This is a genomic window from Hymenobacter sp. PAMC 26628 (genome assembly GCF_001562275.1).
Taxonomy (GTDB): Bacteria; Bacteroidota; Bacteroidia; order Cytophagales; family Hymenobacteraceae; genus Hymenobacter.
The window spans coordinates 1,300,599-1,316,545 of the sequence record NZ_CP014304.1; the positions used below are offsets into that span (position 1 = coordinate 1,300,599).

The 15,947-nt window shown below is 60.6% G+C and carries 14 protein-coding genes; 12 read left to right on the forward strand and 2 right to left on the reverse strand.

What is annotated here, in order from left to right:
- Positions 1-874: 874 nt before the first annotated feature.
- From AXW84_RS06010 to AXW84_RS06030, 5 genes are all read left to right on the forward strand, one after another.
- Positions 875-1,390 (forward strand): hypothetical protein, encoded by a 516-nt coding sequence (locus AXW84_RS06010; RefSeq protein WP_068230045.1) that lies wholly within the window; start codon positions 875-877, stop codon positions 1,388-1,390.
- A gap of 59 nt (positions 1,391-1,449) precedes the next feature.
- A complete protein-coding gene (locus AXW84_RS06015; RefSeq protein ID WP_068230048.1) occupies positions 1,450-2,118 on the forward strand; it encodes a hypothetical protein in 669 nt (222 codons plus the stop codon).
- A gap of 70 nt (positions 2,119-2,188) precedes the next feature.
- On the forward strand, positions 2,189-3,721 hold the full coding sequence (locus AXW84_RS06020) for a hypothetical protein (RefSeq protein ID WP_068230050.1): 1,533 nt from the start codon (positions 2,189-2,191) through the stop codon (positions 3,719-3,721).
- A gap of 4 nt (positions 3,722-3,725) precedes the next feature.
- On the forward strand, positions 3,726-4,241 hold the full coding sequence (locus tag AXW84_RS06025; protein ID WP_068230051.1) for a hypothetical protein: 516 nt from the start codon (positions 3,726-3,728) through the stop codon (positions 4,239-4,241).
- Positions 4,242-4,243: 2 nt separating this feature from the next.
- A complete protein-coding gene (locus tag AXW84_RS06030; protein ID WP_068230057.1) occupies positions 4,244-6,250 on the forward strand; it encodes a DUF2961 domain-containing protein in 2,007 nt (668 codons plus the stop codon).
- Between the two features lie 222 nt (positions 6,251-6,472).
- Here AXW84_RS06030 and AXW84_RS06035 read toward each other — a convergent pair whose 3' ends face one another.
- Positions 6,473-7,567, reverse strand: a complete 1,095-nt coding sequence (locus AXW84_RS06035) for an acyltransferase family protein (protein ID WP_068230061.1) — start codon at positions 7,565-7,567, stop codon at positions 6,473-6,475.
- Positions 7,568-7,912: 345 nt separating this feature from the next.
- Positions 7,913-8,527, reverse strand: coding sequence for a hypothetical protein (locus tag AXW84_RS24565; protein WP_157886844.1), 615 nt, complete (start codon positions 8,525-8,527; stop codon positions 7,913-7,915).
- A 160-nt stretch (positions 8,528-8,687) separates the two neighbouring features.
- Between AXW84_RS24565 and AXW84_RS06040 the strand changes: the two genes are divergently transcribed.
- The 7 genes from AXW84_RS06040 to AXW84_RS06070 all read left to right on the forward strand — a co-directional run bounded on the left by AXW84_RS06040 (position 8,688) and on the right by AXW84_RS06070 (position 15,372).
- The gene (locus tag AXW84_RS06040; protein ID WP_068230064.1) at positions 8,688-10,028 is read left to right on the forward strand and encodes a S49 family peptidase; all 1,341 of its coding nucleotides are present in this window, start codon (positions 8,688-8,690) and stop codon (positions 10,026-10,028) included.
- 73 nt (positions 10,029-10,101) lie between these two features.
- Positions 10,102-11,151, forward strand: coding sequence for a hypothetical protein (locus AXW84_RS06045; RefSeq protein WP_068230067.1), 1,050 nt, complete (start codon positions 10,102-10,104; stop codon positions 11,149-11,151).
- Between the two features lie 81 nt (positions 11,152-11,232).
- Positions 11,233-11,823, forward strand: a complete 591-nt coding sequence (locus AXW84_RS06050) for a hypothetical protein (protein ID WP_068230070.1) — start codon at positions 11,233-11,235, stop codon at positions 11,821-11,823.
- A 130-nt stretch (positions 11,824-11,953) separates the two neighbouring features.
- On the forward strand, positions 11,954-12,280 hold the full coding sequence (locus AXW84_RS06055) for a hypothetical protein (RefSeq protein ID WP_068230073.1): 327 nt from the start codon (positions 11,954-11,956) through the stop codon (positions 12,278-12,280).
- Positions 12,280-12,912, forward strand: a complete 633-nt coding sequence (locus AXW84_RS06060) for a hypothetical protein (protein ID WP_068230075.1) — start codon at positions 12,280-12,282, stop codon at positions 12,910-12,912. Before AXW84_RS06055 ends, AXW84_RS06060 begins: the two co-directional genes overlap by 1 nt.
- On the forward strand, positions 12,909-13,757 hold the full coding sequence (locus tag AXW84_RS06065) for a hypothetical protein (protein WP_157886845.1): 849 nt from the start codon (positions 12,909-12,911) through the stop codon (positions 13,755-13,757). The genes AXW84_RS06060 and AXW84_RS06065 overlap by 4 nt, the downstream gene beginning before the upstream one ends.
- A 10-nt stretch (positions 13,758-13,767) precedes the next feature.
- The gene (locus AXW84_RS06070) at positions 13,768-15,372 is read left to right on the forward strand and encodes a hypothetical protein (protein ID WP_068230080.1); all 1,605 of its coding nucleotides are present in this window, start codon (positions 13,768-13,770) and stop codon (positions 15,370-15,372) included.
- Positions 15,373-15,947: the final 575 nt, after the last annotated feature.

Here is a 15,947-nt window from a genome sequence, read left to right on the forward strand (position 1 = left end):
GTGCAGTGGGGGTAGGGATGGGCTGCTGCAAAAAAACTCAGTAACTTTTGTAACATTTATAACATTTATTAAAAAATAAGAATAGAGCACGTGGAGACGGTTTTTGGCCGGTTACAGGTCGGTTACAAAAAATAGCGCTCCGAAGCATTTGTAGCCAAGCTCGACCGTAGCGACACATTTTGGTTACAAAAAATACATCGATTACAAGGGCTTTGTAACCGTATTTTGATAGATATAACATTGAATACGAGCGCGTAAAAACGGTAGTGTCGCGTTTGTTACAAATGTGTCACAAAAATGAAAATCCCGGCAAATCACGGGGAAATAGCGCCCCAAATCCGGTCCTTTTGGGCCGTCTAGCGGGCCTGAATGCGGTAAATTCTCCGCATAATACTATTATCGCCCATAGGCGCGGCAAATAATGCGCGGTCGCGGTTGTAGGGGCCCCCGGCCGGGTGGAAATTTGTTGCTGGCTTCCTCTCAGCAGCGGAACCGAGCCGGGCGGGCAGCCTGGTGGGAAGGGCGGCGCAGTGCGCCGCCCTTTTTTCGGGCCCGGGGCGCCGGAATACCAAAACTTCACCCTGGACAGGCAGCGCAGAAATCGCCCTTGGTGGCAACGACGGGGAAGATTTGCCAGGGTTGAGCACCCATAATTACACTTTTTATTTCTTGGGATAGTATCATGTTGTGGAATCTGTGGATTTTGTGAATAATCGTCATATTTTGCCTTAATAAGCTGAACACTAGTGTGATTTTGGGGATTAAATTGCGGAGTACAACGGTCCCGCTGGGGCCCCCGGCCGGCCTTTTCACGTCCTTGAAGGGCAGGGCAGGCACGGGCTACCTTCCATCACTCACCCGTCCGTTTTCCTGCATGCCCTCTCCGCTACGCAAGTTTGAAATCCCCGTCAAGCCCCACGTCCAGAAGTACATGCTCCACCACCTGGGGGCGGCGTACAAGCTGAGCACCCTCGACCCGCTGGGGCGGCACCTGCGCATGCTGCTGCAACAGCCCCGGGTGAAAAAGGAGCTGGACGCCTACACCGCCCGCTACACCGCCAAATTTGCCTTGCTGGTGAAGGGTAGCTTGCTGTTAGAGAAGCGGTTCCGTTCGCTCAGCTCGAAAGACGTCATCGACTTCAACAACTTCGTGGAAGCCGTCATCAAAACCGAGTTCCACGGGTTCGTGGCCGCCGGCTGCGAGTTCGGCATGAGCGAGTACGGCGCCATCCAGCGCTTCCGCGCCAAGTACGATTTCCAGGACGAGGACATTTCCTTCGACACGCTGAAGAAGTCGTGGCAGCGCCACAAGCAGGAGCCGGCCGCGCCGGGAATAGGACGGAAACTTGTTGCCATTTGTCCCCCACTCCGGACGCACCTGGCGGCCTGAAAAACCCCGCTGATTTCGCCTAAATCCTGTTGCCGTTTGTCCCCTAACCTCCTTAGCCCGTGCCGTTCCTGAACCCCACCGACCCGTTGCCGCCGCTGGCCCCCATCGGCCAGCCCGTGGGCGACAACCTGGGCGGCGTGCAGGAGATTTACCTGTTGCCCCAGGCGGCGCTGCTGCGCGACCCGGTGCGCCGGGGCCCGGCCATTGTCGGCGACCTGGCCCTGCGGCCGGGGGCCCGCTGGCAACCGGTGCGGGCCGTGCTCGACACCGCGGGCTTCGACCAGAGTTTTGCGCAAGACCGGCAACAAGGCCTCTACGCCGGCAAGCTGGCCGGCTTCGTGGCGGAAGACACGCCCGCGCTGGCCGCGGCGCTGCTCACCTACCGCAACGTGCGCCTGGTGCTGCTATACCGCGACGGCAACGACCGGCTGAAGCTGGCCGGCGACACCGTGAGTTGGTACACGTTGGGCTACGGCCTGGCCACCGACCAAACCACGGCCGGCCGCGCCGGCTACAGCCTGGAGCTAACCGGCCGCACGCTGCGGCCGGCCCTGTTCTACACCGGCGCGTTCGACGTGGCCGGCGCGGGCCCCCAATCCGGGGCCCCAGCCGCCGGCGCCGGCCAGGTGGAAATCTACCACCGCGACGGCCGCCTGGCCGGCGTGGCCCGCGTGGGCCAGCGCGTCACGCTCACCAGCGGCTTCCGGGTAGCGCTGGACATTCGGTAATTCCGGCCCGGTACTGTCCTTTTTCCGGGGTTCGGCAACGGGGAATTTTGGCTGAATATCCCGCCAATCCATGCCCAGCACCCCGCTTTCGGCTCCCGACTTTTTGAGCAAGTGGACCGTGCGGTTCGACGACAACTCGTTTGAAATCATCAACGAGGGCACATTCCGGGAGTTTGCGGCCGACATCGACGCGTCGTTCGCCGCCCTGGCCAACGTGCCCGCGCTCCAGCAGAGCATCGCGCTGGGGGCAGCCAAAGCCTTGCTCACCGCCGGCACGGTGCAGCCGCTGTACTACGCTATCGATTTCGGGGCTGACAGTGCTGGCCACCCGCAAACCGTGTATGTGCGCGGCCTGGGCCCCGCGGCCTTCGACACGCGGGGCGTGCTGGCCGCGGGCGGCCAGGTGAGCCAGGTGAGCGTGAGTGTGGCCGCTGGCACTTTCGCCGGCCTGGCCGATGCCGCTGGGCACCCGCTCAGCAAATTGGCACTGCCAATGGCCGTGCACGGCGGGCAGTGGTACTTGACTGGCGACGGTATTTGGGAGGCCCAGCACGATTTCGCCGCGACGGTGAGCCCCACCACCGGGGCCGACTGGCAGCCCGTGGCCAGCTTCACGGGCCAACTGGCCAGCAATCCGACCATCAACGCCACCAGCATCCAGGACGCCACCGATGCCGGCCGGGCCATGCTCACGGCCGCCTCGGCCGCCGCCCAGCTGGGCCTGGTGGACAAGCTCAGCATTGCCGCCAATGCTTACGGAGTTCACCCGGAATTTAAATCGGCGTACAAGCAGGATGGGCTGTTGATCTGGCTGCTGAAAGCGGTGGCTGCGGTACAGAACGGGCAGGTGGTGAAAGCCCCACCGGCGCCCACCGGCGTGCTCGTGGACGACACGGCCGACACGATGAGCATGGTGCTGGTGCCCGGCTTCCTAAGCCTGGCCGACTACGAAGTATTTGGCGTGACGGGCTTCCCGGGCACCGTGCCGGCCAGTACCGCCGGGGCGAATATTCAAAGTGGGCGGCTCGTTATGCGCGGGCTGACGGGCTCACATCTGGTGGGCACCGTGGGGGCCCGCGTGGCCGCCAGCGGCAACCGCCCCGCCGGGGCCAGCGCCACCAACCCCGAGGCCTTCACTGGCAGCGCGGTAGTGACACCGCCCCCCGCCACGACGCCCTACACCGGCAACTACACGCCCACGGCCAACGACATCGCCGCCGCCTGCGGCAGCGCTGGGGGCAACGGCCAGCTGACCACCCGCACCAGCACCGACAACCAAAACGCCGCCGACACCGCGGCCCGCACCGCGGCCCTGGCCGCCATCACGTGCAACGTGGTCACGGCCCCGGTCAGCTACGACAACACCGTGACGGGCGGCAACAGCTACAAGGGCGTGACGCTCGGCGCGGAAGCGGCCGATCAGCTGGAGTTCAACAACGCCAGCGGCACCGACAACAGCCCCATCACGATGGAGCTGTGGCTGAGCGGTTCGCAGGTGGCCGCCGTGCCCTACGAAAATTATTATACCGGCAAGCCTTTCCGCTTCACGCACAGCGGCCAGAAATACACCAAAAACTTCGCCCCCGGGCGCATCGACCTCTAAGGCAATGGCAAACGAAATCACCGAAATTGGCCAGTTGGTGCCCTACCGCGGCCCCGTGCTCACCTTGCTCGGCTCCGACCTGGGCAATAACCTCAAGTCCCTGCTGGTGCGCGAAGGCAGCGGCGCGGCGCGGGGCTGGAAGCTGTTTGACCCCACCAAGGCCGATTATCTGAACACAAAAAAAGTGCTCAACCCGGGCGACGTGGTACTGGTCAACGCCAAGGCACTGCCGATGGATTTTCCGGTGCAGACGGCCGGCGCCGGCGGCGGGGCCATCAGCTGGCCGCCCTTCGGTGACACCGGCAACGGACCCACCACAGAGATTGCCGGCGAGGTGAATAGCTCGCAAGCCTACCTGCCCAGCTTCGCCTTCACCGCCGGCACCGGCACGTTGGAAATGCAACTGGACGGCTCCGGCACCTGGGTGCCGGCCGCCGTGGTGGGCGTCAACATCACGGCACAATTCAGAATCGTTAACGCGGCCCCCTTCACCGGTATTTTAACCCTAACTCCTCAGTAATAATGATTGCCTTAATTAAAAAGGATACGACGGTCGTTAGCAGTGCGCCAGCCGGCATCATCACCCCCGACAAACTGCTCTGCAAGCCCACCCAGCGGTTTGTGATTCAGCCAGGCGTCTGGACCAGCATCGGCACGTACAGCGGAGCCGGAGTTATCACGAAATATTGGATAGCTATTTATGGTGGCCGTACCGACGCCAGCCAGGCCGTGGCCGGCGGCGAGGTGAGCAACTGCCGCATGCGGGTGCGCGTGGACGGCGAAAGCACGGCCAGCGTGTTCGGGGCCGGCGGGGCCACCATGCGCGAGTGGTACTGCCTGCCGGAGCTGAGCGCGACCACTGGCATTCGCTACGAGAACGACTTCATGAACGTGTCGGCCAACAGCGCCGCCAACTTTGGGGCCATGCTGGTAATGCCCACGCCTTTCTCAAACGGTGCGGTCGTGGAGTTCTTCAACCCCCTCGGCGGGGCCATTGAAGTCTGGTCGATGATGGAGGTAAACGTGGGCTTCTCCGCCTTCCCCTACGACCCCAATTACCGGCTTAGTGCGTCGGTAAACCTAAATTCCAGCATCCAGCCGGCCGCCGAGCACGTCATGCTCAACACCACCAAGGACACCATCCTGGCCGCTTATTTCAAGTGGATCGATGGGTCCGGCATCAGCAAGCCCTGGTCCTTTGAGGGCGACGACCGCATGTACTACAACGGCTCCAGCATGGCCGAATGGCGCAGCTCCGGCACCGAGGATAACCAGGACACCTCCTACACCTGGGAGTTCCTGGCGCCCAGCGCCCGGCGCAACTACAAAGGGACCACCTTTTTCCAAATTGTTGGCAGCGGCGGGGCGCAAGGCGCGCTGTATTGCCGCTACGTGCCCGACCGGGTGCCCCGCGGCGCCAGCGGGCTAAAGCTGACCTGGGCGAACGGCGACCCGGACTACCAGGCCCCCGACGGCAACCACCTGCCGCCCGGCCCCGTGTCCAACCGCGCCACCGTGTTTGCCTACATCAAAACCGCCACTGGCAGCACGCCCCCCCCCGCCGGTACGGGCGGCACCCCCACGCAGCTCGACCCCACGGTACTGGCCGCCAAGGGCCGGGACGGCGTGGCAATTCTGAGCTGGACGCCGGTAGTCAACGCCACCACCTACCGGGTGGAAACGAGCACCGACAGCACGTTCGCCACTGGAGTGACGCTGGTGTATTCCGGCAGCGGGCAAACGGCGACGGCCAGCGGCCTCACCAACGGCACCATGTCCTATTTCCGGATTAAGGTATCGGCCACCGGGTACACCGACAGCCCCTACAGCAACACGAGCGCCACGCCGGAAGCCTACAATACCAACGGCCTGCGTATGAAGCTCACGGCCGGCAACGGCGTGGTCACCGACGCGGGCGGGCTGGTATCGAACTGGAACGACGCGGCGGGCAATGCGAACTTCACCTCCTCGTCCGGCCCGCCCTCGTTTCGGCCCACGTTCGTCGCATCCGACGCGGCGGCCAACAACCAGCCAGTGCTGCACTTTGCAGGGGGCCAGCAGATGCAGGCCACCTCCACGATTGCCGCACTCGACACGTTCACGCTCTACGCGGTGGTGAAGGCTTCGGGCCAGCAGCACCTGCTCGGCAACCAGATTTCAAGCCAGGACCCGACGCGCTGGTGGTTTGCCCAGAACAACGCCTTCGAGGACGGCTCCGTGGCCCCCGTGGCCCCGCTGCTCTGGGGCGGGCTGGACAACGTGTACAAAATTATCCGCTTCGAGGTATCGCCCACGCTTATCCGCGTCTTCGAGAACGGACAGGCCGTGCAGGCCAAAAACGCGCCGCACAACATCGTAGCCGACAACATTGGCCTGCTGACGATGGGGGCCAAAGTCACCAACAGCACGGTGAGCGCACCGGGCAATTTTCTGCTCGGCACACTCCTGCTCTACGACAACGTGCGCAGCGCCACGCAGGCCGGGTACGACGAGGACGCCTTGCGGGCTACTTACGGCATCAGCTACTGAGTTTTTAGCTATTTGGTCCGTAAAAAGAATGCCTCGCTATTGGTAGCGAGGCATTCTTTTTACGGGGTTTATGAAATTCGATTCGATGCCGCCAGCTTGGTCTCCGCGGCCGGGCCGCCGCCATCGAATCGGGCCTCAAAAGCAGGTTCGGCTTGGCCTACTAAGTTCGTGGCTCGGCAAAACGTCGATTAAGAGAGCGGATTGGGCAATAAGGCGAATGGGTTAGGAGTGGTCAAAGCGCACCAACAAGTTGCTGACGACCCGGCCCAGGGGCTTGCTCAACCGTTTTTCGACAAACCGGTTGATGGCGTACGCGGCCCCGAGCATGATAGCTAGGGTCGCTGACACCAGGACGTACTTGTTGGCCGGCGTGCCGAGGCGGTGGAACGCAACAAACGCGATGTCGCTGTGGAGCAAGTAAAGCGGATAGGTAAGTGCTCCCAGCCAAGCGAGCCACGTGAAGCGGCTCAAGTCGATTTTGCGCGATGCGATGAGGGCAAACGCCCCAAAAAACAGCGTGGTCAGGCCGGCTACTACGCGAAACCGAAACACTTCGTGGTAATGGCTAGCCAACCAATTGATTTGCTCTTGCCCCGAGCGAATGGCTAAGTAGTACGCGACCACCAGCAAGGCGTAGCGCAACGGAGTGCGACCTTGGGGTTGCTGGAGTAAATAAAATAGCATGCCCGCGGCAAAAAACGGGGCATTGGCGGGGAAAAAAAGAAACGCAAACCCAGTGCCGTAGTGTGTCAAGGGTAGGGCGGCATACCCCAGCCACGCCACCAAGAACCAGTCGACGTGCCGCAGCAAGCCAAAGCCGACCAAGACCGCGATGAGAAAATAGAACGTGATTTCGACCGTCAATGTCGCGTAGACGCCATCGATTGGGGCGATGCCGACGAACTCGTGCAGCATCGTCATCCCATAAATGTATTGGGTCCACGACGTGTGTAGATCAAGGGACATGTGGGCATCGGACGCCGTCGTGCCCCAGAAGTACTTGACCGCGAACGTCAGCGTGCAGGCCACCCAGTAGGCCGGGTAGAGACGGGTTACCCGTGAGAGAAAAAATTGGCGCACGGTTTTGCCTTGCGCGCTCAGCAGTACCACGTAACCGCTGACGATGAAGAACAATTGCACCCCCAAGTATCCGTACCGGGTGATTTGCCCCAGGCCTAAAAACGGAAGCGGGCTGAAATTGTCGGCGGCGTATCCCCGAAACGTGTAGTGAAAGAAAACCACGCTCAACGCGGCGACAAAACGTAACAAGTCAATTTCGTAAAACCGGATGGGGGCTTTGCGTACTTCGGGCTCCATTGCGAATGGGTAAGTTTGAAAGGAACCCCAAAGTTAACCCGACGCCCTAAGCGAAGCTGCCACTCATAGAAGATGCCCTCATCTCACGTTCTTGCCTGGTCCTCCGCCGTTGGTATTTTAGGTTTCGCACAGCCACATTGGCTCCCACTACCCAGCCCACCAGCGTGAATTGTAGCAGACAAAACCAAATGCCCTGGGTGGGCCGCCGGTTGAAATAAAGGGAAAGTCCAGGTAACAGGAGTGCGAATAGCATAGAGAGGACCAGCAGGGGGATGCCGAGTAGGTGATTTAACGAAGATAACGATACCGATTCCGTTCTGCCCGCCCGGTGGGGCTTTTAGACTGTCAATATTTTATATCGAAAAATTGCATTGGCTGATCTTGCGACAACTGCTCGCTTATCTTATTTACACCGGGATATGGACTTGGCGGATAATCACCTATTAGTATTCCGTATCCCATAGATAGTCTATAGTCTGCGTATCCCGTGCGCTGGTATGCATCTATATAATGCACACGCACAACGGTGATGTCAGTTGAAGAACTATCTAATATTAGGAATTGCATTCCCACGCCTTGATTGGCTTCCGCTGGGAAAAGAGTACCCCAAGTTTTTCCCAGCTTTAATTCCTGTGAATATCTATTATGTGGTACATAAGCAAGGTATTCAAAGCATACACCTTGCGCTAAATTATCTGAGCAATAAAAACGATATCCAGAACCTAAGGAGCCATGAAGGTTCATGTTGAATGAACCCGGCGTTTTAGGCTCAAAATGAAACACTGGCTTTACTTCCTTGACAGCTTTATCCTGCTCAATTTTTATTAATTCCAGTTGCTGGGCATTAATACGAGTTTGCGCGCTGAAAGAACGAACGACATAGAAAATGCCTATAGCTGAGGCAATCAAACCAGCTATTGCGCAACTAGCTTGTATCCAATCTGTGACTGATGATTCCATGAAATACAAATATTGAATAACACCAAAGGTACCGCCTGTGCGAAGCCCCGCCCCACCCGGCGGGGCTTTTTCGTGTCCTTTTTCCCCCTCTTACACCCGGCAAATTTTGAGCTTCTAATCAGCTCTACACGTGACGGGTTTCCAGGCACTTTCTCAATTGATGCGCGGCATCTGGCTCATCGAGCCGGTGGCCGCCGATGGCTACATGCCGCTGGTGCGCCAGCTACGCGCCGGCAACTTCGAAGCGGCCGGGGCCCTATTCAAGGGCAAGAAAAAGGCGAATGCCCCCTACGCGGTGGCCATGAGCCTGGAGCCCGGCGCGAAGGCGCACAAGGCCAGCAAGTACAGCAGCTTTGATGACGCGCCCCAGGGCAGCGTGGCCGTGATTCCGGTGATGGGCCCGATGATGTCGCAGGACTTTTGCGGCTCGCTGGGCACCCAGACGCTGGGCCGCCTGGCCCAGGAGGCCGACGCGCACCCCAACATCGTGGGCCACGTGTTCGTGTTCGACACGCCGGGCGGCACGGTGTCGGGCACCGAAAACTTCAGTAACGTCATCAAGGGCACCCAAAAGCCGGCCGTGAGCTTCGTGCAGGGCATGATGTGCTCGGCCGGCGTGTGGGCCGGGTGCGGGGCCAACCACATCATGATGGGCGGCCAAACCACCCAGATCGGCAGCATCGGCACGATGCTGCAAATCAATGATTCGCGCAAGGCCGATAAGAAGGCTGGCAACGAACTAATCATGGTGCGGGCCGATGCCAGCTACGACAAAAACGAAGCGTTTCAGCAGCTGCTGGCGGGCAACGAGCAGCCGGTGAAGGACCAGCTGCTGAACCCGATGAACGCCGTGTTCCTGAACGCCGTGCAGGCCAACCGCGCCGGCAAGTTGCCCACGGGCAAGGAGGCCGAAAACGTGCTCAGCGGCAAGGTGTACCTGGCCGCCGACGCCGTGAAATACGGCCTGGCCGACTCCATCGGCACCTTCCAGGACGCCGTGCAGCTGGCCCTCAACCTGGCCGCCAACCCGGGCCAGGGCACTTCTAACGATTCCCCTAATTCCAATTCTACTATGTTCAATTTGAAAGCATCCTGGGGCGCCTTGCTCGCCCTGGTAGGGGTGACGGCTACGGCCGCGCCCACCGTGTCGGTCACCGAGGCCACACTGGAAGACCTCAACACCCGCGCCCAGGCCCAGGCCGACGCGCTGGTGGCCGCCACCGGCCAGGTGAGCACCCTTACCGCCGAACTTGGCACAGCCCGCGACGGCATCAAGGCCAAGGAAACCGAGCTCGCCACGGCCACCGAAGGCCTGACCAAGGCCAACGCCAAAGTGGGCGAGCTGGAAACCGAAGTGAAGCGGCTGGGCAAGCAGCCCGGCGCCCTGGGCACCGAAGTGGTAAAAACCGGCGAAGACGAGGGCACGACGCTCCTGGTGAAGGACCCAATTGTGGACGCTTCGGCCGCCCACAACGTGCTGGCCGCTAAGTATTTCAACTAAGCGCTGTTCCAGTACTGGTACTTCAAAAATTAGTCAATTATCTATCCAACCACTTTATAATTAGCAACTAGCGATGGCCGATACGTCCACCCCCAATGCTTCCCAGATTGCGACCGAGCTGGGCAATTATTTCCGCACCAACAACCGCGAAGTTCGCCAGGGCATCTACCAGAAGTCCATCACGGCGAAGTTCATGCGCACCGTCACGGCGGTGCAGGGCAAGTTTCCGGCGCTCCAGTCCATCACGGGCCGGGTGGTGCAAGGCTTCAAGGCCATCTGGTCGCCGCTGGGCGTCACCGAGTTCAAGGTGAATGAGTTGCGGGCTTACCAGCAGAAGGTCAACTTCCCCATCACGCCCGCCAACATCCTCAACAGCTGGATTTCTTACCTCTACGAGGAGAACAAGAAGCCCCAGGACATGTCGATTTCGAAGTACATCGTGGATATGGAGCTGATGCCGGCCATCGTGCGCGACCGGGAGGATTTGATTGGCAAGTCGGTGTACGACCCGGCCAAGCTCGACCAGTTCGGCCACTCGATGGACGGCATCCAGGAAATCATCCGCAAGGGCGTGGCGGACGGCTCGATGTTCCAGATTCCGATTGCGACGCCCACGCTGAGCAACATGGTGGACCAGGTGGAGGCCTTCGAGTTGGGCTTGCCCGAGGCGATCAAGCCGTTCCTGACCAAGGTGTACATGTCCACGAACAACATGGAGAAGTACATGCTCGACTACCGCAACAAGCACGGCCTGATGCCGCTCTTCACCAAGGAGCAGGGCATGAAGACCTACATCGGCCAGCGCGACATCGTGGCGCTGCCGTCGCTGAACGGCACGAACGTGATTTTTGCCACTCCCGACCAGAACTTCCTGCGCCTGATCGACATCATCGACGAGGCCGTGGTGACGGACGTGCAGGTGCTCGACTACGTGGTGAAAATTTTCTGTGAGTGGTGGGAAGGCGTGGGCTTCTGGACCAACCAGTTGGTGGTGGTGGCGGTGCCCGAAGGCACGCACCAGGGCCTGGGCACCGGTGCCGTGCCGGCCGACGACGCGGCCCTGAACGCGAAGTACTTCGGCGGCACGGCCAACGTGCCTTCAGCGGCCGTCATCGGCAGCTAAGCCCCAGCCAATCAATAGAAAACCGGCCCCTGCTACGGTAGGGGCCGGTTTTTATGGTATCATTTTATAAATCTATCTATCGTGGATACGCAAAATTTGACCCACATCGCCGGCAGCGACAACACGCCCGGTATCCAGCAGGAGATTTTCTATGCGCCGCTGGAGGACATCCAGACGCTGCCCCTGCCCGACAAGGACGACTCGGCCAGCACCACCGGCACGTTTGCCGACCTGGTGACTATCACCTCCGACATCGTGATGAAGCCCGGCAAGCAATTCCGCAGCATCTACGTGACGCTGGAGGAAGGCGAGCTGAAGCACGAGGCCCAGGGCGAAACCGACTCGATGAGCTACAAGAACCACTTGGAGTTCGCCCACCCCGGCTCGAAGGCCGAAGTGCTCGGCTTCGCCCAGTGGGTGAAAAACAACAACATCGTGTTCCTGGTGCCGGAAGTGGACGGCCAGGTGCGCCTGCTCGGCAACCGCGCCTACCCGGCCAAGATGGCCACCGCGCCCGGCAGTACCGGCAAGAAGTCGACCGATGGCAAGAAGACCACCTTCGGTTTCCATTCGAGCCGCAAGGGCCCGGCCCCGATTTTCAAGGGCAAGGTGGCCATTTCGGCCAGCGACGGCACGGTGCCGGGCTTCCAGGATTTAGGCCTGGTGGCCTAACGTTTTGAGTAAAATGTTAAAGGTGATTCTCGAAAAGCCCCGGCCGTTGGTCGGGGCCTTTTTGTGTCCTTTTTGCGGCAATTGCCGGTGGGGAGCTTTGTAGAGAACCTTATTCACGAAGCGCTACCCGATGGCCACCCTGACCAAAAAACTACGCACCGGCCTGGCTTTGCTGGCCGGTGTGATGCCCGAAGCGGCCAGTAAGATTTTCGAGAAAGTAACCGGCGAAACCCTGCTGGCTGAAGGCGTGACGAAGCTGGCCGATGGCACTCCGATTCAGCGTTTTCGCATGTACCGCCGCGCCACGATGCAGGGCGCCGTGAACCATGAGCGTCGGCTGCTGAAGGCCTTCGAGCTGGAGGGCCGCGCCGGCGTGCTGGCTTACTGCCAGAAGTATATAGAGCCGGAACACTTCGGCTCATTCGCCGCGAAGTTGGCGGAGCTGGTACCGGCGTAATGAGCGCCGTGCAGCAGTGGCTTCAGGGGCCCCAGGATTACGAGGCCGGCCGGCAGCTCTACGAGCAGCTGGGCCGCAACGCCGTGCTGAAGCGCACGCTGAGCCACGGACCCACGGCCTACAACCGTTCGGCGCTGCGCGAGGAGCTGGCCAAGCTGGCCACCCTGCCCTTCGTGCCTTTAGTAACAGTAGCGCTGTCACCGCTGGGGCCCCGACCGGCGCCGGCTGCGGCGCATCCGGATGCGACCCGCGAGCTGCTGCTGGGCCTGGAAAAGCAGTGGAAGCCGCTCTACAAGGAGGCTTCCTTTCTGCAATCGCAGTTGGAGCACGCCAAAGACAACCAGGCGCGCTGCACCACGTCGCACGCCATCCTGGATAAGATGGAGCAGGTGCAGGCGCTGTGGGACGCCGGCGACTACGTGCGCGAGCACGGGCAATTGCCACCGGCCCCAGTGGCCGTTGCGCCGCCGGTGCTCGACCTCACCGACGCCGTGGCCGTGCTGAAGCGGCGCAACAACCTGCGGGCCCAAATCAGCAAGCAGGCCCGCAATGCGGAACGGGCAGGGGAGGTCGCCGCCTGGCGGGCGGAAGTGGAAGCGCTGGATGACGTGCTTAAAACCCTGAACAAGTGAAAAATCGGTTCAAACCCGGGGCCCAGGCGCTAGTTGTTGGGGCCCATCCGCACAGTGGGGCACAGGTGACCCTGCTGAGCTACGGGCCCTATGGCTTATCGGTGCTAAACTTGGTTGGCTGGCTTGTGCGGGCGCAAGACGGGCAAGAGTTCTACTGCCAATTGAAGGACTTAGCAGGGGGCGAACCGGAGCCCGAAACGGTGGAAGCGGAAGAATTGCCGCCCACCGTGAGCCCGGGCCGCCGTGAAACCACGTTGGACCGGCTGCGGGCGTACTACGCGGCGAAGGAGGACGAACCGGTGGTGCTGACTGCGCACCAACAGGGCGTGCTCACGCGCTACGAAGCGGCCTGGGGCCTGCTGTTGGCCTTTAAAAGCAGCGAGCACGTGCTGGAGAAGCTGATGAAGGTGTACGACATCAGCCGCGCCCAGGCGTACCGGGACCTGGCCAGCACCAAGCTGCTGTTTGGCGACGTGGTGAAGTCGAGCCAGGCGGCGGAGCGGCACATTTTGAAGGAAATGGCGATGTACGCCTTCCGCGAGGCCAAGCGCAACGGTCCCAAATTCCTGAAGGAATTGAACAAGGCCATCGCCAACCTCATCAAAATCACCGGCATCGAGAAGGCCGACCCCAACGTGCCCGACGAGGCCGCGTTCCTGCCCAGCAACTACGTGCTGGAGCTGAAGCCCGCCGGCGGCAAAACGCTGAAGCTGGACCTGGAGAAAATCGCCCAGCTGCCAGCCCACGAATACGAGGAGGTGATGGAAATCATCCAAGGGTCGGGCACCAGCGAGGTGGAGATGCTGCAAAAAATAATGGACGCCGCCCGTGGAACTGTCGAATAAACCGCTGAGCATGAACGTGCCGCAACTCCGGTTTGCGGCGGCCCAGCCGAAGGAATCGGTGCAGATCTGGGGCCGGGCCACGGGCAAGAGCACGATCATCGCCTGGTTAATTCACATGATTGTGAAGACCATGCCCCGCTCGGCCTGGACGATTACGGGCGCGACCTACCAGGCTATCCTGACGCGCACGCTGCCCAGCACCCGGGCCTCGTTGGAGCGGCTGGGCTACTACCATGGTGTGCACTACTTCATCGGCACCAAGCCGAAGCCGAACTACGGCTTTGCCGAGCCGTACCAGCCGCCCCACAATTACCAGAACGCCATTATTTTCCGCAACGGGGCCCTGTTTCACCTGGTGAGCCAGGACAAGGGCGGCGGCTCGGCGCGGGGCCTCAATACGGACGGGGCCATCTGCGACGAGTCGTTGATGCTCGACAAAGAGAAATTCGACCAGGAGGTGAGCACCACCATCCGCGGCAATTACCAGTACTTCGATAAGTGCCCGCTGCACGGCGGGGTGCACCATTTCACCAGCATGCCCTACGGCAGCAGCTGGCTGCTGAACGCCGGCGATTACTACGAGCGCGACGGCCACGACATCAAGCTGGTGCGGGCCGAGCTGCTGCGGCTCCAGGTGGCCTTTATCGACGAGAAAGACCCGCGCAAGCGCATGGCCATGTGGCCTCAAATAGATTCTTTGAACAAGCGAATTCGCTACTACAAGGATAAAAACGGCTTTCTGTACAGCGAGGCCAACGTGTTCGATAACCTGACGAACATCAAGCTGAAGTACCTGGAGAACGAGCGCCGCAAACTCGACGACTACATTTTCAAGGTCGAGGTGCTGAACATGCGCACCGATAAAGTGCAGGGCGGTTTTTACCCGAACCTCGACCCGGCCATTCACACTTATTCGGCCTTTAACAACGATTATTTGCAGACGTTGGCCGTGGGCACCAACTACCGGATAAAGGAGGTTGACAGCCGACAGGACGCCGATTGCAAGGCCCATTTGCCGCTTCGGATGGCCGTGGACTGGGGCGCGAAGATTACCTGCCTGAGCGTGGCCCAGCAGGAGTTGCTCCAGCTCACGTTCCTGAAGGATTTGTACGTGAAATCGCCACTGATTCTGGACGATTTGGCCAAGGAGTTTGTGCGATATTATGCCTACCACCTGTGCAAGGAGGTGTTTTTCCATTACGACCACACCGGCAACAGCAAGCAGGCCAACAGCGATTTGACCTATGCCGAGCAGTTCGCCAAGATTTTGCGGGCCGCCGGCTGGCAGGTGTACCTGGTGAGCAAGGGGGCGGCCCCGGAGCACAAGGACAAGTACCTACTCATCTCGCGCCTGCTGAAGGAGCTGGACCCGCGGCACCCGCGCCTGCGTTTCAACAAGCACAACTGCAAGTACCTGCTGCTGTCCATGTCACTAGCCCCCGTGGTCGAGGTGGGTGGTGTGGTCAAGAAGAACAAGGGCAGCGAGCGCAGCACCACCATCCCCGCGGAGCAGGCCACCCACCTGAGCGACACGTTCGACATCCTGGTGTGGGGGCTCTACCAGCACCTGCTGGCCAGCATGCCGGCATTTCAGGACAACATGTATGGGAAGTAGGTATCCTCGTTGCTTGGATGTGCGGATACTTACCCTCTACATTTGGCCCAGAGTCGCACGGTATCCGGTGTAGGTGTTTTGGTTACAAGCCGGCGACTCCCCCCATCACTGCCAACCGGGCAGCACCAGCAACCCCACTCCAACCACCGCGGCCAGTGTCCGCAGGTGTGCCCGCCGAGCACTAGACTATTGGGTATCGCTCACCCAGGCCGCGCACACCACTCCACTCGCAACGCCCCACCCGCAACGGTGGGGCGTTGTTGTTTATAGGCCACCCCACCCAGGCCCGACCAGCACCCGCCGGCCGGGCCTCGTCGTGTCCACCCGACCCGGCACCCCCACCGGCATATATCCCCAAAAATTGCCAAAAAAATTGCCGGGCGCCCTCAGCGTGTGACAGGGTGTTTTGTTGAAAAAAGAGAAGATTAAAAACAGTTGAAACGGCCAATCAACTGCTTTAAAGGCGGTTAGGCGTCTCAAATAGCCACAAATTTGAGACTAGCCGGTGGGGCCTGGCCAGGGCTTTTCTCTGTCCTTTTTCGGGGCGGTGCCAAACGGGAATTTTGGGTACTTAC